Origin of the sequence: Pararhodonellum marinum (assembly GCF_015354735.1) — a bacterium.
In the GTDB taxonomy this organism is placed as follows: domain Bacteria; phylum Bacteroidota; class Bacteroidia; order Cytophagales; family Cyclobacteriaceae; genus Pararhodonellum; species Pararhodonellum marinum.
Window position 1 is genome coordinate 22,763 of sequence record NZ_JACEFJ010000006.1, and the last position, 26,795, is coordinate 49,557.

Here is a 26,795-nt window from a genome sequence, read left to right on the forward strand (position 1 = left end):
CTTTATAAAACCATTCCATTATGAAAGAAAAAATCAATCTTTTTTGGTTTAGAAGAGACTTAAGGCTAGAAGACAATACCGGTCTTTATTATGCTTACCAAAATGAAGAAAATGTTCTTCCCTTATTTATTTTTGATCAGGAAATATTGGACGAATTAGAAGACAAAAAAGACGCTAGAGTTCAATTTATCCACGACCAAGTGAGCAGGCTTCACGATCAACTGAAATCCTATAAATCATCCATTTTGGTGAAGTATGGCAGGCCCTTGGATATCTACAAAGAACTTCTGGATAAATTTGAGGTGAAATCGGTCTACACCAACAGGGATTATGAACCTTACGCCATTCAAAGAGATAAAAGCGTGGAAGAATTCCTGAAAAAAAACAATGTAGATTTTTTAGATTTCAAGGATCAGGTCATCTACGAAAAGGATGAAATAACCAACGGAAGTGGGGATTTTTACAAAGTGTTCACCCCTTTCAGCAGGGTTTGGTTACAGAAATTCAAATCCACTGATTTTGAATTGTTGAACTTAAGTAAAGGAAAAAATAATTTTTACTCCACTTCTCCCTTCCCCATTCCCAGCTTGAAGGATATTGGTTTTGAAAAGTCTGATATCAAGATTCCTCCTTTGGAGATTGACAAACCTTTGATACAGAACTATGACAAAACCCGTAATTTTCCAGCTATCCATGGGACAAGCCGATTGGGTATTCATTTAAGGTTTGGAACAATTTCAATCCGTAAACTTGCCCTAGAAGCAGCCAAACTGAATGAGACCTACTTGAATGAATTGATTTGGCGGGAATTTTATATGATGATCCTTTACCACAATCCACAGGTAGTAGACCGAGCCTTTAAGCCCCAATATGATAAAATTCCATGGAGAGATGCGCCAAAGGATTTTGAAAAGTGGTGTGCAGGCATGACCGGTTATCCTATTGTAGATGCAGGCATGAGGGAACTCAATCATTCCGGTTATATGCACAACAGGGTTAGGATGATCGTGGCCAGCTTTTTGACCAAGCACTTATTGATAGATTGGCGATTGGGTGAAGCTTATTTTGCCAAAAAACTTCTAGATTATGAATTATCTTCCAACAATGGGGGTTGGCAATGGGCGGCTGGAACCGGCACAGATGCCCAGCCCTATTTCAGAATCTTCAATCCGGAGTCTCAAACCGAAAAGTTTGACAAAGAAAAAAAATACATTAAAAAGTGGGTTCCTGAATACGGTACCGAGAAATATCCTGACCCAATGGTAGACCATAAATTTGCACGGGAAAGGGCATTGGAAACATTTAAATCAGCGTTGGATTAATGAACATAGGAGACAAAGTCAGGTTACTTCATGGCAATGAGGAAGGAGTTATTACCAAAATTTCTTCAGGAGGACGAATTGAAATTGAAATTGAGGAAGGATTCAGAATACCTGTCATGAAAAATGAGATTGTGCTTATTCATGAAGCGGAACAAGCTCATTTTAAAAAAGCACCTGATGAAAACAAAAAAATTTCACCCTCTACCAGCAAAAAAGGTAAACCCGAGGAACAAGGTTTATTCTTAGCCTATCTCCCCAATAATGACAAAGTACTTAGCCTTTTTCTCATCAATGCAATGGAAAAGGACCAACATTTTTCAGTTTCCCAAGTATACGGGGAAAATTCAATCACCATTGGCCATGGAATGCTGCAAAGCCTGTCGAGCACCAAACTCTTGGAATGCGTCATGGCAGAATTCGAACAATGGCCCCCTTTACAGCTAAGCTTACATCCGATCAATAGAGCCATAGAAAGAACACAACCCCCACTCAATAAAACGATAAAATTCAAAGCCAGCACCTTTTTCAGAAGCAAATCAAAGGCTCCAATATTGGGAAAAGATGGGTATGTATTCAACATTGCCCAAGCAAATGTCGCACTTGATGTCCAAAAACTCAATCGGGAACTTCAAGGCCAAGCCTCGGTCAGCCTAGCCCCGCAATTCAAGCGGCCACCTAAGGAAGTTGACCTTCATATCGAAAAGTTGAGCAAGGAGCATGAATTTTTAAGCAACAGTGAAATCATTAAGTTTCAAATGGATACCTTTGAGAAAAATCTGAATTATGCAATAGCGAGCGGAATGGATGAAATTACTTTTATCCACGGCATCGGCAACGGAATATTGAAAAAAGAAATTCACAAATACCTCAGTCAATTTGAAAATATTAAGTACTTTCAGGATACTCAAAAAAACCGTTTTGGTTACGGAGCTACTTTGGTGAAAATAAAATAGAAACACATGCAAGTGAAGACCTCTCCGATTTTTGATCTTTTTGACCAACAATTTGATTTGGCAAAAAAGAGTTTTTCCTCCCTCAATAAACAATTCAGATCCAAAAAAGCCATTGAGCTGGAGGAAAAAATCATTTTTCTGGAAATCTATATTGATCTACTGGCCAAAATTCATTTCAGCGACAAATCTTTCAAGTTCAGGTTATTTAAGCCGTTTAAAGCCTTGTTGAAAAATGTAAGGAAGGTCCATCACCTTAAACTGATCAGAACAGCTTTGGAATACCAAAAAAGCCTCAAGCTAATGGGTTACAACTCTTATGAAAAGCACATAGAGGCCGAAAAAAAAGTTTTGTACAATGAGGTTTATGATCAGGTCACCGCAACGCCTTTCGGGATATGGGAAGATCTGTACAAAGAAGCTTTTCAATACAGCCAAGATCTTCGGCCACTGCTTATCAATACTGCCACTACCCAAATCATCAATGAGGAATTGGAATATTTCAGGTTAGAAAACAACAGCAACTTGAAACCAAAAACCATCAAAGATATTCATGAAGGCTTACAGATCATCATTGCGCTTGAAAATATTAGAATGCTGTCAGGATTAAATCCAATTTTTGTGGAAAGTATCCATGAAAAAATGAATCAACTAAAAAGGTCCCTTTACCTTTGGTACCAAAATCATTTACTTCTGCAACATCTCAGCTTCTTTTTGACAGAAAAGGAGGACGTCAATTCCAAATATAAACAGCTGATATTGGATTTGGGCACCCAGAAAAGCAAATTGACAGAGAAGGTGACCGATCAATGCAAGTACTTATTCAAAAGGATCCTATAGGATTCAGGCACATGGTCCAGAGAAGTAGCAAAAAAGGGATTTTCTTAATGTTTTGAATCCTATTTTGTTCAGCTCATATTTTTGAAAGTGCGGCAGCAATATCGTTTTTAAGGTCCTCAGCATCTTCTATCCCTACACTGAGTCGGATCAAAGAATCCACCAATCCTACTTTTTCCCTTTCTTCTACAGGAATGCTTGCATGGGTCATAGAGGCTGGATGTCCGCAAAGAGATTCTACACCACCCAGAGATTCTGCCAGAGTGAAATAGTGAAGGTTTTCTAGTATTGTCTTGGTATCCTCTATCCTGTTGCCTACGGTAGTGAAGGAAATCATTCCTCCAAAAGCCCGCATTTGTCTTCTCGCCACATCATGATTGGGATGGTCTTCAAAACCTGGCCAATAGACCTTCTCCACCTTGGGATGATTTTTCAGGTAAGCAGCTATGGTTTTTCCATTTTGACAATGCCTTTCCATTCGAAGGTGAAGGGTTTTGATCCCTCTTAGGACTAAAAAACAATCCTGTGGACCAGGTGTAGCGCCACAGGAATTCTGTATAAATCTTAACTGTTCAGCCAAATCATCATCCTTGACAACCAATGCACCCATGACCACATCAGAATGCCCGGAAATGTACTTGGTTACGGAATGCATAACAATATCAGCACCCATATCCAGGGGATTTTGAAGATAAGGCGTCGCAAAAGTGTTGTCCACCGCCAATAAAACCTTATGTTTTTGGGCAATCTTGACCACCGCCTCAATGTCAATGATGTTCATCATGGGATTGGTTGGTGTCTCTACCCAAATCAACTCGGTTTTTTCAGTAATGTATTTTTCAATGCTCACGGCCTCCTCCATAGAGATAAAATGGAACTTGATGCCATATCGCTCGAATATTTTAGTGAAAATTCGGTAAGATCCACCATAAAGGTCATTGGTACTGATCACCTCATCTCCGGGATTCAATAACTTGATGACAGCATCGATAGCTCCCATGCCGGAGGAAAAGCAAAGCCCGTGTTTTCCATTTTCCAAAGCGGCCAAATTATCCTGTAAGACGGTCCTAGTAGGATTGTGGGTCCTGGAATATTCGTATCCCTGATGGTCTCCCGGAGACTTCTGAACATACGTGGAAGTTTGAAAAATCGGGGTCATGATAGCCCCGGTAGAGGGGTCAGGTTTGATACCTGCGTGGATTACTTTTGTTCCAAATTTCATATTTTTTATCGCTTTCAGCTAAGCAGAACAATGTCTGTCCAAGAAATTATCCTTTAGAACAGTCATGTTGATTACCTCTTTTTTGTTAGGGTAAATTATTTTGACAGGATGGTGATCTGCTGTCAATTTAGAACACATCCTTTCAAATTGAAAAGAAAATTTAAATTTTCTAGATAGTTGTCCCAAAGATGAAAAAAAAGGCCACCATTTTCAAACAAATAAAAAATTTATACCAGACAAATCCACAGATGCTTTTTTTGCTCATTGGGGTGACTTTGTAGGCTTAGGTTGTTTTGCTTTTGGAAAAGAAAGAAAACCCAGCAGCCCTATAAGTTTTTTTTACCAATGGACCTAGAAATGGATTGGTATTCCATTGGTTGATTCTTTAACTTGCTATCAATTTAATTTACGATTTCAACTTTAATCTACCATGTTTGACAGTGATTCCAGGTTTGCAGCCCTGCGCTGGTACCGTAAACTCCGGTTAGGCTGGATATTTAACACCTCAACTTTTACAGGAAATTTGATCATCGCACTTTTGGTCAGTTACTTTTTCAAAAGGTTGGGATATGAGGAGGAAGTGAATTTTGTCTTTTTTGTTAGCATTTTGGCCATTGGTCTGTGGGTAACGGAAGCCATTCCTCCATTTGCTGTTGGCATTCTGATCATTGCCACCCTTTTGCTGGGGTTTGGAACTGATTATATTATGGATCACCGTGCGCCGGTGGAAATGTACCTAGGTACTTGGACAAGCAATGTCATTTGGTTATTGCTGGGTGGATTTTTTCTGGCAGAAGGCATGAGTCAGGTGGAATTGGACCGGTCTCTCTTCAGATTTACAGTAAAAAGGTTTGGAGAAAATCCGGAAAAACTTCTGCTTGGATTGATGATGACTACTGGATTGGCCAGCATGGTCATGTCCAACACGGCTACTACGGCCATGATGATTTCCTCCATCGTTCCTTTGGTTCGGATTTTAGGAAAAAACTCCCATTATTCAAAAGCCCTGCTTGTTGGCATTCCAGCTGCTGCTACAGTGGGGGGAATAGGTACCATAATAGGTAGTACCCCCAATGCCATAGCTGTGGGAGCTCTTCAGGAAAAAGGAATTTACATTACTTTTGTGGACTGGATGATGTTCGGCTTTCCTACTGCCTTAATTTTAGTGTTTCTGTTTTGGCGGTACTTGGTGTACAAACTTGACCTTTCTAAGGTTCAGTTGGATCTCTCTCAGCTTCCTCAAAAAAATCCAAAAATTGATCCTTTCAAAAGAAAAGCTGTCATAGTAACACTTTTCATCACGGTATTGATGTGGTTGACTGAACCCCTTCATCAAATTCCGATTGCAGCCACTTCCGCTATCCCAATAGTCCTGCTTACATTGACACAAGTGATCAATGCCCTTCAGGTGAGGGCTCTCCCATGGGATACGCTTATGTTGGTAGCTGGAGGTCTTGCTTTGGGCATTGCATTGGTGGATGTGGGATTGGCGGATATTGTAATGGACAAAATCAATGGATTGTCCATACATGTGATCGGAGTAGCCTTGATTTTTAGTCTGATAGGGGTTTTGCTTTCCAATGTGATGAGCAATACCGCTGCGGCTTCCATTTTGGTGCCTTTGGGTTTGGCCCTTGTCCCCCCATTTGGGACCGCCGTACCCTTGATTGTGGCCATTAGTTGCTCTTGTGCCCTTTTGTTACCGGTTTCCACTCCTTCTAATGCCATTGCCTATGCCACGGGTTTGATGGAACAAAAGGATTTTAGAGCTGGAGGTTTGTTTTTTGTTTTAATAGGTCCTGTTGCTGCTTTCGTATCCGTGATGTTGTGGGTATTGTTGTATCTCTAGATTCTTTATGATTTTCACTTTGCGCAATTAGCAATTCCTAATCATTAAAAATTATTTGATCCGAAGGTTACTTTTGCTTCGAAACAAAAAAGTCATTTGGAAGAAGATGTGGATTCAAATTCAAGGTTTTGAAAGGTTACACAGGTAAAAAAATTTACTCTTTTCACCAACCCACTTCTTCCTAAAAGATTATTAGCTCTCCATTTCAATTTATTATTTCTTATTTTAATAAATTTACAGTCTTTTATTTTATTGTTTTTTAATAATTCAAAATTTTAATTTATGTATTTTTCCCAATTCCATTGATGGAGAAATGAGCTGTTTGCAATTCAGATAGCTAGAGTCGAACCAGCATTTCTGATTACTATTTTTTGCCAAAGGGCTAAGCAAAGCGCAGATTTTCAATTATCGAATGACATGGTTCTAACCTAATTTAGTTCTCAGATTCGTGCTTTATCTGTCATTTAATGCCATTTGCCATGAAAAAAGTTGCCCTTAAATCCAGAAACAATTCAGGAGATTTTTGCCTTTCTCTCCTCTTATTGCTTATCCTGTGGATGGCTTCTGTAGAAGAGGTAAGTCTCTTTGCCAAGCAAATTGAGCACCCCATATCTGATCATCTACAGTTTACCATTGTTCACCAAAACTCAAAAATCGGGTGGATCAAATTGCAAAAGTCCAAATCGGAAAACCGTCAAATCATCAGTCTTCAATCTGAAATTTCAACCCGTTTTATTGTTAAATACATCATTATAGGAATTGAGGAGTCAACCTTTGAAAATGGTGTTTTGGTCAATGGCGCCATATGGCGTGTCTGGAATGGGCAAGAAAAAGCCAACAAAACCATTCAAAAGACCCCTCAGGGATATCAAATGCATGAAAAGGGCCAAACCGAAGTCATCAAATTACCATCTGTTACCTTTAATTTACATTGTCTCTATTTTGAAGAACCAAAAGGATTGACTGAGGTATTTTCGGACAATTACGGAAGATTTTTTCCTATTTCTGAAATTGATAATGGACTTTACGCCATAGTTTTTCCTAATCAGGTCCAACAAAGGTACCTCTATAAGGAGGGAAAATTGCAGGAGGTGACCGTCAAGGGACCCGCTTACAAACTAAGATTTCTATTAGAACCTTAACTTAATTTCATTATGAAGATTTTGATCACAGGTGCCACGGGATATTTGGGTAACGCACTCCTTCATCATTTATTAGGTCTTGGACATCAGATCCAAGTCTTGGTCAGAGAACCCAAGAGCTTCACTTTCCCAAAAAATGAAATGCTACATGTCGTCAAAGGGGATCTTCGTAGTTTTCAAGACTGTATGCATGCACTTCAGGGCTGTGAGGTTTTGTATCACTTGGCGGCTTTGATAAATTTTAGACCAAAAAGGTACTTGGATGTTTATGAAGTAAATACTTTCGGAACATCCAATTTGCTAAAAGCCTCTTGGCAATTGGGTTTGAAAAAAATTGTTTTTTGCAGCAGTACAGGAGTTTACGAACCTCAAAATGGTAAGATTCTGAATGAAAACAGCCCATGCCTATTCCACAAAAAAAGACCCTACGAAAATTCGAAATTATGGGCAGAAAGGGAGGTAATCTCCTATGCAAGAAAGGGATTGCCTGCTGTCATTGCTTCGCCTTCAAGAATTTATGGCCCTTCCCCAGGCCACCAAGGTTCAGGCTTGAATAATTTCATCCGAAAAATCCAGTCGAATTATATTGTTCCCATTCCGGATTTTGTAAACAGCATTGGAAATTATACCTATATCCAAGATGTGGTAAATGGACTTGAATTGGCAATGACATTTGGGAAATCAGGTCAAAAATACATTTTAGGCGGTGAAAACATTGGCTATGACACATTGATGAAATGTTTAAAAATTCATTTCAATGCTAATGTACAGTATTTAAAAATCCCTCTTGGTCTGATCAAAACGTTTTGCCCTCTGTTAGATGATTCTTTTTTAGTCAAACTCTTTCCTAAAATACCTCCGACCTACCTCATTGAAAGACTAACTCAAAATTTGGCTTTTAACTGCAATAAAGCGAAAGATGAATTGGGGTATGAAATAGTCCCTTTCGATGAAGGGATTAAGCAATCGGTGGCTCATTATAGGGCTTTTCATGTACCAAATATTTATCTCAAAACTCACCTTTAAATGCTTAAAACCATGAAAAATCACATGATCTCCAGCCGGAAAAAAGACGGCTTCGCCCAATTTCTGACTTGTTTGTTGGTAGCAATACCCCTGATTGTTTCAATTCTAGCTTTGGCGGACTTTACTGCTTCTTCTATTGGTAAATATGTACTTTGGTTTTTCTCTGGATGGCTATCCTGGACACTAGTAGAATATATGGGCCACAGGTTTTGGATGCATCATCGCATTTACAAAATGAACAATAAAATATATGCCTCTCACATGAATCACCATAAGCATCCCACTGATATTCAGATCACAGACCGCCATAGAATTGGATTGGTTTCAATCAGTTTTACACTGATTTATCTAAGCTTTATTTTTAATGGATACTTCACGGTCTTTGTTGGGTTTTACAATGGTTTTGTGCTTTACACCCTTATGCATATCGTTTTACATCAAAAATGGGCCGAAAAAGTTTTCCCTGATCTCCAGGATATGCATATTCACCATCATGGGAAATATCCTGATCGTTGTTTTAGCTTCAGCACCACTTTGTGGGATAGGATCTTTGGTACAATGGCCCCAAAAAACGCTGGTATTAGTCCTGACTTTAGGGCATATTATTTCAAAAAAGAACCAATTGGAAAATAGGAGAACGAAAAATCAGATATTTTTAATAAGTTTTAGGTAAAAGATCAATATAATAATCTTTCCCAATCAATCCACCTAAAATCCATCCAGGTTCTTGGTTTTTTCTGCTGGAATTTTAGGAAAGTCAAAAGGGAAAAGGCTTTCTTTTCCCTTTTGATTCCATTTTTAAAATGAAACTTAATCAGTTCTTGTATATAAATCAAGAATAACCTATATAGTTATTTTTTACCCCCTACCCTGCTTTTAAATCGCTTTGGAAACTGAAATTCATTGAATACCATGGAAATATGGAATCGTAAAAATACATATCCCTTTCAAACCAAGTATTGTCATTTAAAGGAAAAAATTGCTGTTCCTATATAATTATTTTTTTATGTAGTATTTTTTTATGTATTTTTTGACCTTTAAATCAAATCCTACTTTTACCTATACAATTTCATGAAGCAATTTAGCTTGCTGTTTTGTTTGCTCACCCTGAGCATTTCCACCCTTTTGGCACAAGAAGGAACTAACAGAGAAGAAATCATTGAAACCTATAGTAAGTTTGTCCCGATTTTGCAGGAGACTGCCACGGGTGGTTTTTATGCGGAGCCATCCAAAACCATCAAAGGACATCCTCGATTTATTGAAGCCCCCCTTACCCCTGGCAAAATAACCATCAATGGAATCAATTATGTTGACATCCCCCTGTCTTACGATATTTTCACGGATGACTTGGTCACATTTCATCCCAGCCAAAACCAACGCATCATTTTAAAACCTGAAAAAGTCTCCCGTTTTGTATTAAGCGACGGTACTGAATTTACTTTTAAACCTAGTCATCCCGGATACTTTTATTATAGAAATGGCATCTATGAGTTGATCTGGGAAGAAGGCGTTGAGGTATTGGCCAAACACCACAAACATACCAAAGTAGGAAAAGATGATGGACAGCATAGTGTGGTTTTTTTCCAGGTCAGTGACTTTTTTATTCTAAAGGATGGAGAATTCCATCCCATCAAGCGCAAAAAACAAGTGATAAAACTTTTAGGTCTGGACAAAAAAGCCTTAAAGCCCGTCCTGAAAGAAAATGGAATACGATACAGGACCATGAAAAGAGAATATTTAAAAACAGCAGCTAAAATGTATGCACAGGGCCTTACTGACAAAGAACAATGAAAAAATTCTTTACTCTCATTTTTATTGCCTTAGTATTATTCACCTTTTCTGCGTCAGTTGATGCTCAAGAGTTGGCTGAAGACAGAATTTCAGGGGTTTTTTTGGACATTCCATTTCCTCGTTTTGCAGATCAGGTGGAAAGGAATAGTTCCTTTCGGTTTTACTTCGATACTGAAAATCTACAAGCTGTGCGTGTCAAGCTGAGTGCAGACCAAAACAGAATTCAAGATGTTTTAGATATCATTTTTGAAAATACAGATTGGAAATACACGATTGATGCACAGAAACGGATCTTTATTTCTAGGGACCAAGCCCTTGAATTGAATTTGGCAGATGACTTTTTTGAAAAGGGTAGTTCAGAATTGGATACCGTTCGATATGAATCAGATGGTGAGGAGCTGGATCGTTTTTTCCTGAGAAACAAACTTTGGGTAATTGGGAATTCTCAAAAAAGCAAATCTGCTTCTGAAGCAGTATTATCCGGTATAGTAACAGGTCTTGAATCTGGGAAACCTTCTTCAGGAACCCTTATTTTTGAAAAAAAGAATTACACTCAGGCCATTGTAGATGATCAAGGAAGGTATTCCTTGACCCTACCCAAAGGTAGGCATACCATTTTGGTACAAAGTATGGGTGGCGTACAGGAGCAAAGACAAATCAATCTTTTAGGGGACGGAACTTTAGACATCACATTAGAGGAAAATATCTATTCTCTGGGTGAGGTGGTAGTGAGTTCAGAGAAACTTTCCAATATCAACAGACCGGAAATGGGTGTTCAGGCTATTTCCATGCAATCCTTGAGAAAAATACCTACTGCCTTAGGGGAAGTGGATGTGATCAAAGGCATACTGACCCTCCCGGGTGTAAAGACCGTGGGTGAAGCCAGTGTGGGATTCAATGTAAGAGGTGGGGCTGCGGATCAAAACCTGATTCTGTTTAATAATGCAACTATCTATAATCCATCCCATTTATTCGGACTGTTTTCTGCATTCAATTCCGATGTGGTCGAGGGTGTGGAACTGTACAAAGGCAGTGTACCAGTTCAGTATGGGGGAAGGCTTTCCTCAGTACTCGACGTCAAGCCAAAATTCGGTAATTCGGAAAAAATTTCGGGTAGCGGAGGCATTGGACTATTGACCAGTCGATTGATGCTGGAAGGTCCGATAGGAGAAAATACCACCTTTGTCGTTGCCGGACGTTCTACCTATTCCAATTGGTTGCTTAACCTGCTGGAAGACAATACCGAATTCACAGGTGGGGGAGCTTCATTTTATGACCTTAACCTGAATGTGCAACATAAGATCGATGACAACAATACCCTTAGGCTCACTTCTTACCTGAGCAGTGATACATTCCAGTTTGATCCGGATACCACTTTTTCCTACAGTAACAAAAGTGTCAACTTAGCATGGGTCCATTATTTCAATGACCGGCTTGAAGGGGAATTTGTGGCGGGTATTGACAATTACCAATTCCAAATCGCTGGAAGGGACGATCCATCAAATGCTTTCGACTTTGGATTCAACATCAACCAGCAGCATTTGAGGGCCAATTTCTCCTATGAATTGGACAATCAGCACACCTTTAACTTTGGAATGAACAGCATTTATTATGGGATTCGTCCGGGTACTTTTGATCCTTTTGGAGAAAATTCGATTGTCATACCGGAATCAGTGGACCGGGAACAGGCACTCGAAACTGCCTTGTATTTTGGGGATAATTTTGAAGTGAATGATGTATTTTCCATCAATTATGGCGCTCGGTATGTGCTTTACAATTACTTAGGTCCAGGTACAGTCAATAATTATGCTGTGGGACAGCCCAAATCCGAATCTACTTTGGTCAACCAATCAGAATTCGGTAGAGGTCAGGTGATCAATTCTTACCACGGACCTGAATTCAGGGTATCTGCCAGGTATTCTCTCGATAATTTTTCCTCCGTCAAGGCCAGTTTCAATACCATGAGACAGCACATTCACCTCCTGACCAATACTTCGGCCATCACGCCTACGGATGTATGGAAGCTGAGTGATCCTCATGTTAGGCCTCAGCTGGGAAATCAGTTTTCAATCGGATATTACAAAAACTTTTCGGTCAATGACTTGGAAACTTCGGTGGAAGTGTACCACAGAAGCATGCGGAACCTGATTGATTACCGAAGTGGGGCAAGTTTGTTTCTGAATAACACCATAGAACAAGACATTCTCAATACCGAGGGACGAGCATATGGAGCTGAATTTCTAGTCCGAAAAAACAATGGAAAATTGAATGGCTGGGTCAGCTACACCTTCTCAAGGTCGCTTTGGAGAACTTCTCCCGATGAACTTGGGGAACAAATCAACGATGGGGCCTATTACCCAAGCAACTTTGACCAACCTCATGATATCATGGTAGTGGCCAATTATGAATTCAGCAAGAGAATCAACACCTCACTGAATGCCAATTACAGCACTGGAAGACCAATTACCTTACCCATAGCCAAATTCCAGTATGCTGGGTCAGAACGAGTTTATTTTTCTGATCGAAACCAATACCGCATACCTGATTATTTCAGAATTGACTTGGCTTTTAACATGGAAGGCAACCACAAAGTCAGAAAATTGGCCCATGCTTCCTGGTCTTTCGGAGTATATAACCTATTGGGAAGAAGCAACCCCTATTCCGTTTATTTCACCCCAGTCAATGGCATTCTGGAAGGTTATCAGCTCTCCATCTTTGCCAGTCCGATTCCTTTTATCACCTATAATTTCAAGTTTTGATGTTCAGGTTTAACCAACTAATTCCGCCTTTATTAATGTTCATGCTTTTGATGGCATGTAGGGAGCCTTTTGAACCGGAGGTGACCGATATTGACTTCTCCATATTGGTGGTAGAAGGCCATATAGAAATCGGAGATTCGGAAACCCTTATCAGACTGAGCAGAACCATTCCTTTAGGCAGTCAGGATAGCGTCAATCCTGTGAGAGCTGCCCAGGTATCTGTTGAAAGTATAAGTGGCCAGAATTGGAGCCTTGTCCAATCCTCTCCAGGTTCCTATTCAGGGGAACTGAATCTACCGGAAAATCAAGATTACCGTCTCAGAATATCAATGCCTTTTGAAGGTCAGGTGTATCTATCCGAATGGCTTGAACCTATCATAACTCCTGAAATAGAGCAGGTAGGATTCACCCAACAAGAAGACTGGGTAGAGATTTTTGCCAGTACTCAGGGAAGCGAAGAAAACCAATATTTCATTTGGGATTATGAAGAAACCTGGAGGTTTAGACCTGCGATTATTTCAGGTTTCATTTATGATCCTGAGGTAGGTAATGTAGTAATGAGAAACCAAGATCAAAGGACTGATGTCTGCTGGCTGAGTTCCAAATCTACCGGCATTCTGATAGAATCTTCTTCCAGATTTTCCAATGATTTTATCCCAAGAAAAGAAATAACCCGAATACCCGCTCAATCCGAAAGGTTAGGGCAACGATACAGCATTTTGGTAAAACAAAGGGCAATAAGCAGAGAAATGTTTGATTTTTGGGAAATCATGAGGAAAAATTCAGATGATCTAGGGGGGATATTCAGCCCTTTGCCTTCCTTGGTGAGAAGCAATGTTTTTAATGAAAATGACCCAAACGAAAGTGTGATAGGCTATGTATCGGCAGGGAAATCTTCTCAAAAACGATTCTATATCTCATTTGAGGAAATCGCTCCATGGAGGGTTGTAGAACCAGCCTATGCTGGTTGTAGGATATATAATGATACAGTAAGTATCAGTGAAGTTCAAGGGGAATTCGGTAGCGGAAGTACCGTGCCTGTGATAGGGATTTCCAATGATATGGGTTTTATGGTGGGATATAGAGGTGCTCCGAGGGCCTGTACAGATTGTACCTTGAGAGGGACCAAAGAAAGACCTGAATTTTGGGAGGACTGATATGAAAGCCAAAACAAATATTTACCTGTTTTCCTTTGTAGGAATTATTTTCCTTAAACTTATGGTAGAGCCTTTGGTGGCTCAAACCTCCCCTTCCAAAGGTCCAAAAGACGAGGTTATTGCCCATTTGAATAAAACCATTTTTGTGTCTGGCGAGACGCTTCATTTCTTCGTTTCGGCTCTTTTAGATCAAAAAAACTCACCTTCCAAAATCGCATATGCTGAACTGATCAGCCGTGATGGAGAAGCTTTGGCGCAGGAAATCATTCCACTCAATAATGGCAGCAATCGCGGTTATCTGGAGATTCCGGAAAACCTGGTCTCAGACCATTATTTGATCAGGATCTATACCCGAATGACCCCCATCGATGATACAGAGAAGGGTCCTTTCCACCAATTTATCACTGTAGTCAATCCAAAAAAGCCCCCCCTCAGGGAAGTTAGACAAACTGACCCCTCGAAAAATACAGGCATAATTAATCCTTCAACACAAAACCTGATTACTTTGGGGCGAAACAAGGTAAATGCTAAAGATTCGGTGCAATTCACCCTTAGCAAAACAGGTGGAACATTTCTTGGTCTATCGGTTTCTTTGCAGAACCCTTTTCTCATTGGCCCCTTGTCTAAACCTTTTTACAGATCGATCTATCAATCAGGCCAAATAGAACACAGGCCACTTCCTGAAATCTATGGTCATATCATCAAAGGGAAAAAATTGGATGAGAATTTTTCGGAAGAAGAAACTTACTTCCTTTCCGCCCATGGAAAGCAGTCCATGCTCTTCACTGCCAAGGCAAATGAAAGGGGTGAAGTTTATTTTGATTTGGGCCCCTTTCAAGACTACAATTTCTTAATTGCTCAATCTTCTAACTGGCAATCCGCCTTTAATTTTATTATAGAGTATCCATTCTTGGAAACCTCGTTTGATTCTGACTTTCAATTTCCTGAATTGGTGTTGGATGAAAATAACCGGGAGTTTCTCCAAAATTTGGTGCTTTCAAAAGAAAGTAATCGGTATTTAGAACCAGATGAAATTAAAAGCTGTCATGAGATTGTAACAGGGTTCAGTGCCGACCACAGCTATTTATTGGATGATTACAATAGATTTGAAGACATCGCCACCACACTCAGGGAATATGTTCCACAGGTTTTTGTCAGGAGACAAGATAAGAAATTGATTTATAGGGTTTTTAACACCCCTTACAATGTACTGTACAAAGATTTGCCCCTGATGTTGATTGATGCCATGCCCGTATTCGATAGCGATGCACTAGGCAATTTTGACCCAACCAAAATGAAAAAGCTGGATGTAGTGGCCAGGGACTTCTACATCAACCAAGATGTCTTTTCCGGTGTGATTAGCTTTACCTCCTTTGAAAACGACTTTGGAGGGTTCCCTTTACCAAACAATGCCCTTTACATCAGCTATAAGGGACCTCAAAAAGCTCGCATCCCAGTCCTTCCCAGGCCAGCCAAACTCAATGACCGATTTTATCCTGATTTCAGAAGCGTCTTGTATTGGCAGCCCGAAGTGGTTCCTCCTTCAGATCAAAAAATCGGTTTTAAAGCATCAGCCACGGAAGGCCAATTCGTGATCAGAGCCAGCTATGTTTCCCATGAAGGTCAACTGGTGACAGATGAAAAAACCTTTGAAGTAGGGCCTTCCGCACCAATGGGAATGAGAGATTGAATTCAAGGTACCAGGTTGTCAGATGAATAGATAATTAGAGTAAAGGGTTTTCAGATTTTTAAGTAATCAAGTTGTCGGAGTTTGGGTTGAGGTTATCGAGTTCCCAGTTTATCTGATTTTCAGTTTGACTGTTTATCAGTTTTCTGCTTTTCGGATTATCTGTTTATCAGATTTCCGTTTATCCAATTACCTACCTCAACAAATACATTTTCCCATAGCCTTTTCTGAAAGCCTTGTCACCGGCAGTGGCCCGGTGTTCCATAAACTGTCCGTTTTTCCGTACAAGGACCCGATATATGTAGACCCCATTGGCCAACTGATCCCCGTATTCATCCTTACCGTCCCAAGCATACTCACTGATGTTGTTGCCTATCCGTAAAGGTCCCAATTCATCTTGGAAAATTTCTCTAACTACCTTTCCTGTCACCGTCATGATCTGAATTTTGATCTGATCCGGCACCTCGCTTCCTGTCACCGTAAACACAAACCTTACACTGCTGCTGAATGGATTGGGATAAGGGTAAAAATTGGTGATTTGGGATTCATTGACCACTTCAAAATTCACCTCATAAGGCTTTTCACCGGCAGGGTTACCTGAGGCATCTGTGGCATTGATTCTTAAGGTATACAAACCGTCTTCCAGTGGGCCAGGCTGATACTCTACCTTAAAATCATCGTCCTCACTACCTGGATACCACCTCAAGTTTGGGTTACTGAAGCTGATCCTTTCAAAAGTACAGCCATCACAGGGTCTTTTTAAATACATTTCCACACCGACCGTATCTTTTTTAAACAACACTTTGTTTTCATCTTTGAGTAGGGCAGAAATCATCACCACTGGTGACACGATGTCACCATCCATGATGTAAATGCCATCAAAACTTACATCTAATATGGGATTCAAGTCGTCTTGATTGACCAATATATAATCTTGTAGATCCAGAATGTTGTTTCTGAAAGTTTGCTCTTGAAAAATCCTAGGATTAGCAAATACATTCAAGTTGAAAATTCCCGTCCTTCCCAAGGAAGTGAAAGGAATGGAAAACAGGATACTATCCCCAGCTTTTGGCGCCTCTATCTTTTTGGAAAAAGTTTCTGTCATCCTGGAGCTAGTATTGTTTAAGGTCCATTCCACCGTTACGGAATCCGGAAAATCAAAACGGGAAATGTTGAGAAACTCAAAATCAATTTCGATTTCCTGTCCTTCTTCTAAGACAAACTGTTCCTCTTTGGACTTCAAGAGTAAAACCCCCTCTGGAACTCCCGTATAATTCACCTGCCATTTGATCAACTGTTCAGGTTCATCCGCATCGGGATCATTAAGCTTGTACATCAATCTGACAAATGGAAAACTATCTGCATTGATACTGCTAAGGTCCATTTCGTCTTCTTGGACATCTTCAAAAAGGACCACTTCCTCCCCGTTGCTTCTGATACCGATGATGTCAAAGGTGGAGAAAGCTGAGTTGAAATCGGGAACTTCCTGAACTCCTTGGTAAAACCTTACCCAATCCGAAGCAGGTCCAATTCTGCTGGTGGTAATACTGCCAATGGATTCAAAACCAGCCAATTCCGTATCAAAATTCAGAATCTGTCCATTGGTGCTTTCTTCCAAATTGGGATCAGCCAATACTTCTGTTCCCTCCCCTTCCTGCATGCCCTTGCGCCCAAAAAGAATATAAGGGTCGCCGTTTTGTAAAGTTCTCAAGGCAGTTTCTGAGGCCCCGAGTTCTTTCATTCTTTGTATTACTTCATCTGGCCAGGCTTGGAAAGTTACATTACCTACAGAAAACAGGACCACATAATCTCCCTCTTTGACCATATTGATGTAATCAAGCAACATGGTTTGACCCGCACCAGTGATCCGCACATTCCTGATGTTTTGGATCAGCTGAGGTGTTTTTCCACAACTCTTTTCATCCAAAACATCGAAATTTGTCAAAGGAACCGGCAGGTAGGGCTGTAGGGTTTTTCGGTCAAAAGTCATGATGCCCAAAGAACCATTAAAACACCTTCTTTGGTCAAGGTCCAAGTTGTAAGGTATATCATTCAAATAGATTTGGACTTGGCCAAATGAAAACCCTTCCGTTTGGCTACCAAAGGTAAAAACATCCACTTTGAGGTTTACATCCTGGAATTTCCATGATCTGGGCCCACTGGTAAGCGCTTCCAGATTGTTAAGGTTATTTTGTTCCAATTGGGGCAACTGCCGCTGTATCCATCCCTCCGGTCCTTCTGAAATGTAGGTGAAGCTTGAAGTGCTCCATTCATTGATCTCATTTTCTCTAGGTTCCAGAAATCTACTCCTCCAATAATAAGTGACCGTATCCTGTGATCCGATGTTTTCCAATACATCGACTTTCCATCTTGCCAGATTAGGTGTGGCTATCCTAATTTCTTTTCGATAAGCACTGCTGAAATCGGCAGCGGTATCAAGTTGAAGCACAATATTTCTTTCTTCAATGGATTTACCAGCCATTTGAGTGACAATTTCAAGCTCTCTTTCATGTACAATGGCATAATCCAATGGTGCCAGATTCAAAGTACCGCTCATTTGAATGAATTTGTTGACCATGACCATGTTGTTGGCAAAGGTCAATTCATCCACTTCTCTGGATTTATTGACTTCGATGGTAAAAAAGTTCTCCCCTGCCGCACTGATTCCAGCATTTGGAATGGCAAAGGAAATGGTGTCTTTTCGAAAAATGGGGGATAGTTTTCTTAGGTCATAGGTAAACACAGTGCCATCAGGAATCTGCCTGCTCACCTGCAAATCAACTGTGTCCAGGTCTACTCTACCTAGATTTCGTATAACAATCTTAAGATTTAAGGAGTCTAACAGTGCGTTCAAAGGCTCTCCCTCAAACCCTTCCAGAAAAACCTCCTCCTCGGAAATGGAATAGTCCGCTTTGTCGGCTGGAAAAATCCTTACAGCAGGATCTCCAAGTAGCACAAACTGCTGGGCATGGGACCTATTCACAGATGAATTTCCATATCTCCGATAAAAGAATTTCTCACTTTCGGCTTTTACTTTCCCGATCGGCTGGTGAATCAAAGCCGAATCAGCAAAAGCGTTGGCATAAAAAGATTCTGAATACCTCCTCAGGAAAACATCCACCCCGACATGGGCATGGGCAAAAAAATTGGATGCCCCTCTGTCGGGAGTCATGACCCAATCTTCCCCAAAGGTGAGGCCTCCACCAAAGGCATTTCCGGAATCACAGCCATTGACCAACAAAACGGGGTACTTGCCTTTGTTTCGGTATCCTAGCTGATCTTCACTGGCAAAGCCGATTTCAATGTCGGTTACTGAAGCAGAAGCATGGCCAAAGAAAGTGATCAAAGAGGTGCCGTTGTTGACCTCTGTGGATACGTTTATTTCCTCAATCGTGGTATTTGAACGCTTGCGGATGGTTTGCACGTTTCCGCCTAGATAAACCCCTTCAGCAGTGGTTTTGAAACCGTTTAGAAAATTGTAATATCGCTCCAATTCAAGTGCGGTAATGCCCCCACTGAGGTGGAGGATGTTTTTTTGCCATGGCTGACTTACTCCGAGATCCTCTTTTTCAATGATTTTATCCAAGTAGTTTGAAAGTTCCTGGGCGGTTCTTGCCGGAATTCTTCCGATTCCAATGGGTGAACTGTCCGGATTGGCAGGATCCAAACCCTCACCATAGCCATTGTCCGCATAGGGGTATCCAAAAGGTGGAATTAGGTCTTGGAACGGAAAAATTGCAGGATTTTTTCTGTAGTTGAAATTGACATTTCCTGACCTTTGGATGGTAAAGATGCCGATAGATCTTCCCATCAGAAGCAACAGATCAGGTTGGTGTCTGGGGTAGTATTGCTTCAAAAAACTGTATAAACCCAAGGGACTTTTTTCCCCGTAGGCAAACTGGTCATACAGCTCTTCAATATGGACAGAAAGGGTATCAAATCCCCCTCCTGAAGGGGAGGCTCTGTAATCAGCATAGGCCTTTACAGGGTCAGAATAAGAAGTTGTGGCCCTCCTCAAAAATCTGTGGGCGACCATTAAGTATTCTGAGGGTTGATCGAGAAGATTTCTAAACCTAAGCCTTTCCATGTCCATGACCACATTGACTTGGCTTTCCTGCTGCAAGAACACGACCGATTGCCTGCCATTTCTGCCTACTGGAAAAATCAAGCTGGAGCCGTCGACAATTGGCTCCATTTTGTGGGGATCATCCTGGGCGGAAATATCGAGCGCTGTATAATTTTCGGTTATGTCTTCTAGTTTCAGCAGATTTTCACCAGGACCCAACTTGAGCAATTCCTTTGTGAAATTACCGGAAACTTTATTTTTGGTATAATGCAGCTTGACATAGCTGACTGAGATGTTGTCATTGGTACCGCCTCCTCCTATCGAACTTACCGAAACAGTTATGCTACCCGTAGGATTGAAATCAGAAAAAGCCAAGTCAGCCCGAACCTGCCTGGCTTGAAAATTATTGTACTCCAGTCGGGTCAGTTCTCTTTGATTACCCACGCCGCTTCCGGCAGAAATGGCCGTCAGGTGGGTTACTGCAGATCTTCCTACCAAACCAATTTCTATAGAATAAGTACCTCCGTTGGATAATTGACCCAGATTATCAAAAACAAAATCACGCTTATTTCCTAAGGTGATGATGGTTCCGGTCCATCCTTGTCCTTGGTCATAGGAAGAAAGCCTTACACCGGGATTGTAAGTGGGCCCTAGGTTATATTGGTCCGAGAAGACCTGCATGCTTTCACTTCCATACACCGATATCCCTGCTCCGGGATTGGCGGGGACATTTCTTACAGCCATCCGCTTCCCTCTGATGCCGGGTGTAACGGTCAAAAAGAAAGCTGTAGTATCCGAATGGGTATTGTAGTATGGATTTGCCATTTGCCCTGGATTTTGGTACAGCAATGAATCCAGAGTACCGTCATTTCTTTTGCCCCAAAACTCCAAAAAATCTCCAGGATCCAATCGACCATCCATTTCACCTTCTACGTGAACTGCTATTTCTCTACTTCGATGAAAAACCCGAATGTCTCTCGGGTCAAGCGTAGATAGGTTTAATCCGGCCTGAGAAAAAGTTGCTGCTGGAATTCTATGTATGCCATCCACAGCCGTACTCATTTTATAATATTCCTGGCCATAACTCACCCAATTGTCTTGAGCTCCAGCTATGTAGGGAAATAACCACATCAAAAAAAATCCAAGAAAATTTCTGATTCCCTGCTTCATTCTCCTGGCCAACCTTTAAAGGAACGATATTCTTTATCCAACTTTTTTAATGCCACCTTGACGCTGAACACATGCGAATAGGGGGTTTCCGATACGCTTCCAATATCACTGAGGGCATAATCTATGTGAACCAGCTCATTCAAAAAGACTCCGATTCCAAAACTGGGCTGGAATGAAGTGTAAAAGCTTTGGTCAAAATCTCTAAGCTTTTGGATATTGCCAAATCCACCTCTGAGGAAGGCTGTGTTTTTATAGCCAAACTCCAGACCCAATCTGGGATCAATACTCATTAATTCGGAATTCACGATGGTATTTCTCCTTCCATCAAAAGTAAAATTAAGGTCCATCACAGTCTGCAGTCTAAATTCATCAGAAAGCTTGAAGTTTCTGGTGGCACTCAAAATGGCTTGTGGTAGGGTGAGTTCGGTGGTATTGAGGGGCACTTCGTTGTTGGTTTGGGCATAGATGTCCCTGACCATTTCTGCATTGTGGGTCCAGGCATTGAAGGTGGTGGTCACATCCCTTAGCATGGCACCGAGTTGCCATTTGTCAAGCAGAAAAATCGCTCCGAGATCAAGACCAAAACCCCATGCTTTGGCAAATTTTCCCACATTTCTATGGATAATTTTGGTATTGGCACCGACCTTGATTTTCTCATGTACATCTCTGGCATAGGATAAGATCAGTGCATAATCTGCTGCGTTGAAAAACCGGATGTTATTGTAATTCAAGGCACCATTGGCATCATATAGAAAACGGGTATCAGGTATGTCATCAACCCCAAATCGAATCAGAGAAACCGCTACTTGGTTTTTTTCATCCAAAGGGGTAGAGAATCCTGCATAATCGTATTTGGCAATACCGGCGAAATATTCAGCATGCATCAGGGCAAATTCATATTGGTGGCTAATACCGAGGATGCCTGCAGGGTTCCAGTAAGCAGCCGTCACATCCCGGGTAGCAGACACCTGAGCCCCACCCATTCCCAAAGCTCTAGCTCCAACGCCTATATTCAGGAACTCATTGGAATATTTTGGTGCAATGCTTTGAGCATGGCTATTTTGATCAAAACCTATAAAGCATCCAAGGCCATAAAAAATGAAAATAAATAAACCTATTGCTTTCATGGGGTGGAATGAAAAATTAAATATCAACGGATTTCATATAAAATCAAAATTTCATCCGTTTTCTCTCTTAGAAATGTCCAAATATGAACAGATATATGTTCGTTCAATATACATCCATAATTGGTTTCTGTGCGAGAAAGTCATCCTTATAAAATAATGGCAAAAATATACCGATCATCAATAAACGGCTCCAATCCACCAATTTAAAGGTTTTTTCATCCATACGGGCATCCCAAATTAACATTTTTAACAAGGAAACTGGTTATACAAGCTAGCTTTTTTAATTTTGGTACTATTTTTTGGATAGGGTAGACATGAAACAGGCCACTTTAATCGAAGTTGGCTGCCAAAAATGCTTAAATGGTTCATCTGTACCTACTAAAGAAAATGAGATGAAAGTATCCAACACCCAAACCCAAATGAGAAAAGGACTCTTGGAGTTTTGCATTCTCCACATCATAGCCCGGGGGGAAGTATACGCCACGGATATGATAGAGGAACTGAAAGAAGCGAAATTGATCGTTGTAGAGGGCACCTTGTATCCCTTGTTGAACCGGCTCAAGACTGCCTCCCTGGTTTCCTACAAGTGGGTAGAATCAGAAACCGGTCCTCCAAGAAAATACTATTCCATCACGGAAGAAGGAAATGAATTCCTTGCTTCCCTGGATGAAACCTGGCAGGATCTGGTCAAATCCACCCAATTTATTACCTCTAAGAAATAAGATCATGAAAAAGACCATAAGCATCAATATCAGCGGGATCCTTTTCCACATAGAAGAAGACGGATATACTTCGCTTAAAAAATACCTGGAATCCATCAATAAGCACTTTTCGCATTATGAGGACAACCATGAAATCATCAGTGACATTGAAAACAGGATTGCTGAAATATTTTTGAGCAACCTAAAAAACAACAAACAGGTCATCACAGCTGAAAATGTGGAAAACCTCATCGAAAAGATGGGAACCATTGCCGATTTTAAAGCAGTAGAAGAAGATCTCATTCAAGAAGAGCCTGCCAAAGAGCAGGTCGAAAACGACTTCTACAAGTACATAACCCCTCCCCAACAAGAAGGTGGTAAAGGGTACAAGAAGCTTTCAAGGCTGGAAAACAGAAAGATCTTGGGTGGGGTTTGTGCAGGTTTTGCCCATTACCTTGCCATAGACCCCCTATGGACCAGGTTGGTGGCCATACTTTTGCTTTTCAGCGGAGGAATTGCATTCAAATCCTCAGAAATCTTCTTTCTACCCGGGGCTTTCGATTTCAAATTCTCCTTTGGAGCTTGGACAGCCATAGCTTATATCTTGCTATGGATCATACTTCCCGTATCACATGAAGAGCCCGAGGACAAAAACATCAAGAAATTGTATAGAAATCCTGACGATCGGGTATTAGGCGGCGTCAGCAGCGGTCTAGCTGCCTATTTCAACATCGATGTGCTTTGGATCAGACTGATATTCGTCGGTTTGGTGTTTGCTGGAGGTTCCGGAATAGTGATTTATCTGATTCTCTGGATCATCACGCCTTTGGCCCAATCCATCACTGAACGCATCAAAATGAAAGGTGGGGAAATCACTCTGACTAACATTGAAAACACCATCAAAGAAAACATGGCTCCTCCTTACAAGAAGGAAGAATCCCAATTGAGAAAAATTTTACTGGCTCCTTTTCGCTTTCTAGGTGCAGTGATCAACGGTATTGGCATTGCCTTGGGTCCATTTGGTAGGTTCTTACTGGATGTGGTAAGGGTAGCCTTTGGACTTTTGATTTTCTTCTTGGGAATGGTCATCATACTCGTCCCTATAGTATTCTTAGGCGTATACTTTGAGTTGCTGGTAGGTGACAGCATGAGTGGATTTATGGATGCAGTTCCTATGGAAATGATGGCAGAGTTTATGCCTGTCTGGCTGGCCATTGCTTTATCCATCGCCATCCTCATTCCGGGTATCATTCTGACCCTTTCAGGTATCAGTGTAGTGGTCAAAAGAAGCCTGATTGATTCCCGGTTTGGATTGGTGGCATTCGGGATTTGGATCCTGAGTATCATGATCTGTGCCTTCCAGATTCCCAAAACTGCTGCACAGTTTAAAAATGAAGCCACCTATGTGAATGAGGAAAGGATTGAATTAAGCGAGGGCACATGGCTGATCAAGTCTACTTATGACCGCAAAAACGCTACTGATTTTAGCTTGGTTTCTCTTACACTTCAGGGGACGACCAACGAACAGGCCAATTTGATGCAGCGGTTCAAATCCAAAGGACGAAGTTTTGATGATGCGCTTAGAAATGCTGAGGACATTAAATATGCCTTCGGGGTTCAAGACACTGTAATCAATTTTGACAGGAGCATCGCCTTTTCTTCCATGGCTAAATTCAGAGGGCAAAACCTAAGTCAGACGCTAGAAATCCCTTACGATCAACCCTTTGTGCTGGACAAATCCATCCTTCCCATCATCAGAAATACCATCTATAAACATGGATATAAAATCAGAGATGTCAACAGCCGTAACCACTGGGTATTCAATGAGGATGGGTTGCTTTGCTTGAATTGCGTCAATGACCATAAAAACAATGCCGCAGATAGTTTATCAAGAAGTAAATTCAACGATGCCTACTTCATGAATAAATAAAAAATCAAACATTTTAACAGTATCAATTCTTTTATCCAGCAAAACCATCTGCTTCAAGTTCTTTCAGGAATAAGAAGTAGGTGGTTTTCTTTTTTGTTCAAAAAAAAACCCGGAACAATGATTTGTACCGGGATTGATTAAAGTTGCTGTAGGAGAAGGATTCGAACCTCCACGGAGAAGTTAGGCGACACAAGAGCTCCATGTGCGCTTTATCCTTGAGACTCCACCCCCGAGACAGGAGGGCATGTCTGCCAGTTTCATCATCCTACAAGAAGAGAAAGCACTTTTTGCTTTTTGATGGCCCAAATATAACAAGAGCAGGGATATATTTAAAAATATTCAAAAAAAAAGGTAAATTTTTACACTATATTCAACGAATCAATTTATTTATATCAATTAAACAATGAAAGACTTTAATTAAAGGATTCCATTGAGGAATTTACAACACATAAAAAAAGCTATGAAATAAAATCTCATAGCTTTAGTCAATTAACAATAAACCCAAAATAACCTGTTGCAGGAGAAGGATTCGAACCTTCGAAAAACAGCGAATGGATAAAATATCCAACTGCTTCTTCCATTGATTGGTCACATTTCTAAAATCCTACAAATAAGAAAGTCATATACTTTCTACAGTTCAAATGTAATGATTTTATTTGTATTTTTAATATAATTTAAATTAATAGCTAAATATTTATATTATCAATAATTTAATGATTATATTATTGAATAATTAATAATTCAAACGTTTGAAATTTCCCGCTTTTTAAATATTCTTCAAGGGATGTCCGGATTAAATTTCAGTAATCGAAAAATTTTGATCAATATTTAATGATTTGTTAATAATTAAGGAAAAAAGAAATAAAAACCATAGAAAATATGGTTAAGTAGCGTATGGTGCTTTAATTAAGAATGGTATAAATATGGTGGTGAACAGTTTAAAAATCAATATAACTGTTCATTCTGACTGAACATATCCCTCCCACTTGTCCAGCACCGCCTTAAAATCTTCAGGTAGATCTACCTCAAAATACATCTTTTCACCAGTAGTGGGATGAACAAATCCCAAAGATTTGGCGTGTAAGGCTTGTCTTGGCAGTAATTCAAAGCAATTGTGGACAAACGACTTGTATTTGGAAAATTGAGTCCCTTTGCGAATTTTGTCTCCTCCGTATACTGCATCATTAAACAAGGGGTGACCGATGTATTTCATATGTGCCCTGATCTGATGGGTACGGCCCGTTTCTAAATGACACTGGATTAGGGTTACATATCTAAGGTATTTCAACACTTTCCAGTGGGTAATTGCCTCTTTCCCAAAATCACCATCGGGAAAGGTATCCATGACTTTTCGGTTTTTAAAACTTCGGCCCACGTGGGCATGTACTGTACCTTCATCCTCCTGTGGTTCACCCCAGATCAATGCCAAATAAGTCCTTTCGATGCTGTGGTCGAAAAACTGCTTCGCCAAGTGGGTCATGGCTTTTTCCGTCTTGGCAATCACCAATAACCCGCTGGTATCTTTGTCTATCCGATGGACCAGTCCAGGTCTGCCTATGTTGCCTGGCATTTCAGGCAATTGGTTGAAATAATAAACCAAACCATTGACAAGGGTGCCTGTCCAATTGCCATGTGCAGGGTGTACCACCATGCCGGCAGCTTTGTTTACCACCAAAAGATATGGGTCCTCATAGATGATGTTCAAGGGCAATTGTTCCGGAATAACTTCAGTATGGCTGGGTTCATGGGGCAATTGCAGGGTGATGACATCTCCTGGCTTTATTTTGTAATTGGATTTAATTTTTTGGTCATTGACTTTTACATATCCAGAATCTATGGCCTGTTGGACTTTATTCCGGGTCGCATTGGCCACCTTATCTGAAAGAAACTTATCAACCCGCAGAGCCGACTGGCCTTTGTCTACTTTTATGCTTAAATGCTCAAATAAAATTTCGTCCTCATCTTCAAAAAGATCCTCGGGTATTTCGCTCATGTCACAAAAATACGGCATGAACCCAAAAGAATTCCATAATTTTGGATTTAATCCTAAATGAATTTA

General features: G+C 40.6%; 17 protein-coding genes. 13 read left to right on the forward strand and 4 right to left on the reverse strand.

What is annotated here, in order from left to right:
- Nucleotides 1-20 precede the first annotated feature (20 nt).
- From H1A14_RS12535 to H1A14_RS12545, 3 genes are read left to right on the forward strand one after another with little or no spacing between them, the layout of a single operon-like run.
- Nucleotides 21-1,322, forward strand: a complete 1,302-nt coding sequence (locus H1A14_RS12535; protein WP_194776611.1) for a cryptochrome/photolyase family protein — start codon at nucleotides 21-23, stop codon at nucleotides 1,320-1,322.
- Nucleotides 1,322-2,275, forward strand: a complete 954-nt coding sequence (locus H1A14_RS12540; protein ID WP_194776612.1) for a Smr/MutS family protein — start codon at nucleotides 1,322-1,324, stop codon at nucleotides 2,273-2,275. The genes H1A14_RS12535 and H1A14_RS12540 overlap by 1 nt, the downstream gene beginning before the upstream one ends.
- Nucleotides 2,276-2,281: 6 nt before the next feature.
- Nucleotides 2,282-3,112 carry a hypothetical protein gene (locus H1A14_RS12545; protein WP_194776613.1) on the forward strand — a complete coding sequence of 277 codons (831 nt, stop codon included), beginning with the start codon at nucleotides 2,282-2,284 and terminating at the stop codon, nucleotides 3,110-3,112.
- 73 nt (nucleotides 3,113-3,185) lie between these two features.
- Here H1A14_RS12545 and H1A14_RS12550 read toward each other — a convergent pair whose 3' ends face one another.
- Nucleotides 3,186-4,331 carry a trans-sulfuration enzyme family protein gene (locus H1A14_RS12550; RefSeq protein ID WP_194776614.1) on the reverse strand — a complete coding sequence of 382 codons (1,146 nt, stop codon included), beginning with the start codon at nucleotides 4,329-4,331 and terminating at the stop codon, nucleotides 3,186-3,188.
- A 430-nt stretch (nucleotides 4,332-4,761) separates the two neighbouring features.
- Between H1A14_RS12550 and H1A14_RS12555 the strand changes: the two genes are divergently transcribed.
- The 8 genes from H1A14_RS12555 to H1A14_RS12590 all read left to right on the forward strand — a co-directional run bounded on the left by H1A14_RS12555 (nucleotide 4,762) and on the right by H1A14_RS12590 (nucleotide 15,745).
- Nucleotides 4,762-6,180 (forward strand): SLC13 family permease, encoded by a 1,419-nt coding sequence (locus tag H1A14_RS12555; RefSeq protein ID WP_194776615.1) that lies wholly within the window; start codon nucleotides 4,762-4,764, stop codon nucleotides 6,178-6,180.
- Between the two features lie 479 nt (nucleotides 6,181-6,659).
- Entirely contained in the window at nucleotides 6,660-7,322 is a 663-nt protein-coding gene (locus H1A14_RS12560; protein WP_194776616.1) for a DUF6134 family protein, read from the forward strand.
- A 12-nt stretch (nucleotides 7,323-7,334) separates the two neighbouring features.
- Nucleotides 7,335-8,348 (forward strand): NAD-dependent epimerase/dehydratase family protein, encoded by a 1,014-nt coding sequence (locus tag H1A14_RS12565; protein WP_194776617.1) that lies wholly within the window; start codon nucleotides 7,335-7,337, stop codon nucleotides 8,346-8,348.
- A 12-nt stretch (nucleotides 8,349-8,360) separates the two neighbouring features.
- Nucleotides 8,361-8,981 carry a sterol desaturase family protein gene (locus H1A14_RS12570; protein ID WP_194776618.1) on the forward strand — a complete coding sequence of 207 codons (621 nt, stop codon included), beginning with the start codon at nucleotides 8,361-8,363 and terminating at the stop codon, nucleotides 8,979-8,981.
- 438 nt (nucleotides 8,982-9,419) lie between these two features.
- Nucleotides 9,420-10,139, forward strand: coding sequence for a hypothetical protein (locus H1A14_RS12575; RefSeq protein WP_194776619.1), 720 nt, complete (start codon nucleotides 9,420-9,422; stop codon nucleotides 10,137-10,139).
- On the forward strand, nucleotides 10,136-12,898 hold the full coding sequence (locus H1A14_RS12580; protein ID WP_194776620.1) for a TonB-dependent receptor: 2,763 nt from the start codon (nucleotides 10,136-10,138) through the stop codon (nucleotides 12,896-12,898). The genes H1A14_RS12575 and H1A14_RS12580 overlap by 4 nt, the downstream gene beginning before the upstream one ends.
- Before the next feature lie 35 nt (nucleotides 12,899-12,933).
- Complete coding sequence (locus H1A14_RS12585; protein WP_194776621.1) at nucleotides 12,934-14,055, forward strand: DUF4249 domain-containing protein; 1,122 nt, start codon at nucleotides 12,934-12,936, stop codon at nucleotides 14,053-14,055.
- Between the two features lies 1 nt (nucleotide 14,056).
- On the forward strand, nucleotides 14,057-15,745 hold the full coding sequence (locus H1A14_RS12590; protein WP_194776622.1) for a hypothetical protein: 1,689 nt from the start codon (nucleotides 14,057-14,059) through the stop codon (nucleotides 15,743-15,745).
- 190 nt (nucleotides 15,746-15,935) lie between these two features.
- Here the strand turns inward: H1A14_RS12590 and porU2 are convergent, their stop codons facing one another.
- Complete coding sequence (porU2, locus tag H1A14_RS12595) at nucleotides 15,936-20,939, reverse strand: putative type IX secretion system sortase PorU2 (protein WP_228527778.1); 5,004 nt, start codon at nucleotides 20,937-20,939, stop codon at nucleotides 15,936-15,938.
- Between the two features lie 35 nt (nucleotides 20,940-20,974).
- Entirely contained in the window at nucleotides 20,975-22,105 is a 1,131-nt protein-coding gene (locus H1A14_RS12600; protein WP_194776624.1) for a putative type IX sorting system protein PorV2, read from the reverse strand.
- A gap of 392 nt (nucleotides 22,106-22,497) precedes the next feature.
- Between H1A14_RS12600 and H1A14_RS12605 the strand changes: the two genes are divergently transcribed.
- Complete coding sequence (locus H1A14_RS12605; RefSeq protein ID WP_194776625.1) at nucleotides 22,498-22,827, forward strand: PadR family transcriptional regulator; 330 nt, start codon at nucleotides 22,498-22,500, stop codon at nucleotides 22,825-22,827.
- A gap of 4 nt (nucleotides 22,828-22,831) precedes the next feature.
- On the forward strand, nucleotides 22,832-24,736 hold the full coding sequence (locus tag H1A14_RS12610; protein WP_194776626.1) for a PspC domain-containing protein: 1,905 nt from the start codon (nucleotides 22,832-22,834) through the stop codon (nucleotides 24,734-24,736).
- Between the two features lie 958 nt (nucleotides 24,737-25,694).
- Here H1A14_RS12610 and H1A14_RS12615 read toward each other — a convergent pair.
- The gene (locus tag H1A14_RS12615; RefSeq protein WP_194776627.1) at nucleotides 25,695-26,729 is read right to left on the reverse strand and encodes an RluA family pseudouridine synthase; all 1,035 of its coding nucleotides are present in this window, start codon (nucleotides 26,727-26,729) and stop codon (nucleotides 25,695-25,697) included.
- Nucleotides 26,730-26,795: the final 66 nt, after the last annotated feature.

Coding starts and splice junctions, on each gene's coding strand:
- H1A14_RS12535 (WP_194776611.1), top strand. CDS start 21: ATGAAAGAAAAAATCAATCTTTTTTGGTTTAGAAGAGACTTAAGGCTA.
- H1A14_RS12540 (WP_194776612.1), top strand. CDS start 1,322: ATGAACATAGGAGACAAAGTCAGGTTACTTCATGGCAATGAGGAAGGA.
- H1A14_RS12545 (WP_194776613.1), top strand. CDS start 2,282: ATGCAAGTGAAGACCTCTCCGATTTTTGATCTTTTTGACCAACAATTT.
- H1A14_RS12550 (WP_194776614.1), bottom strand. CDS start 4,331: ATGAAATTTGGAACAAAAGTAATCCACGCAGGTATCAAACCTGACCCC.
- H1A14_RS12555 (WP_194776615.1), top strand. CDS start 4,762: ATGTTTGACAGTGATTCCAGGTTTGCAGCCCTGCGCTGGTACCGTAAA.
- H1A14_RS12560 (WP_194776616.1), top strand. CDS start 6,660: ATGAAAAAAGTTGCCCTTAAATCCAGAAACAATTCAGGAGATTTTTGC.
- H1A14_RS12565 (WP_194776617.1), top strand. CDS start 7,335: ATGAAGATTTTGATCACAGGTGCCACGGGATATTTGGGTAACGCACTC.
- H1A14_RS12570 (WP_194776618.1), top strand. CDS start 8,361: ATGAAAAATCACATGATCTCCAGCCGGAAAAAAGACGGCTTCGCCCAA.
- H1A14_RS12575 (WP_194776619.1), top strand. CDS start 9,420: ATGAAGCAATTTAGCTTGCTGTTTTGTTTGCTCACCCTGAGCATTTCC.
- H1A14_RS12580 (WP_194776620.1), top strand. CDS start 10,136: ATGAAAAAATTCTTTACTCTCATTTTTATTGCCTTAGTATTATTCACC.
- H1A14_RS12585 (WP_194776621.1), top strand. CDS start 12,934: ATGTTCATGCTTTTGATGGCATGTAGGGAGCCTTTTGAACCGGAGGTG.
- H1A14_RS12590 (WP_194776622.1), top strand. CDS start 14,057: ATGAAAGCCAAAACAAATATTTACCTGTTTTCCTTTGTAGGAATTATT.
- porU2 (WP_228527778.1), bottom strand. CDS start 20,939: ATGTGGTTATTTCCCTACATAGCTGGAGCTCAAGACAATTGGGTGAGT.
- H1A14_RS12600 (WP_194776624.1), bottom strand. CDS start 22,105: ATGAAAGCAATAGGTTTATTTATTTTCATTTTTTATGGCCTTGGATGC.
- H1A14_RS12605 (WP_194776625.1), top strand. CDS start 22,498: ATGAAAGTATCCAACACCCAAACCCAAATGAGAAAAGGACTCTTGGAG.
- H1A14_RS12610 (WP_194776626.1), top strand. CDS start 22,832: ATGAAAAAGACCATAAGCATCAATATCAGCGGGATCCTTTTCCACATA.
- H1A14_RS12615 (WP_194776627.1), bottom strand. CDS start 26,729: ATGAGCGAAATACCCGAGGATCTTTTTGAAGATGAGGACGAAATTTTA.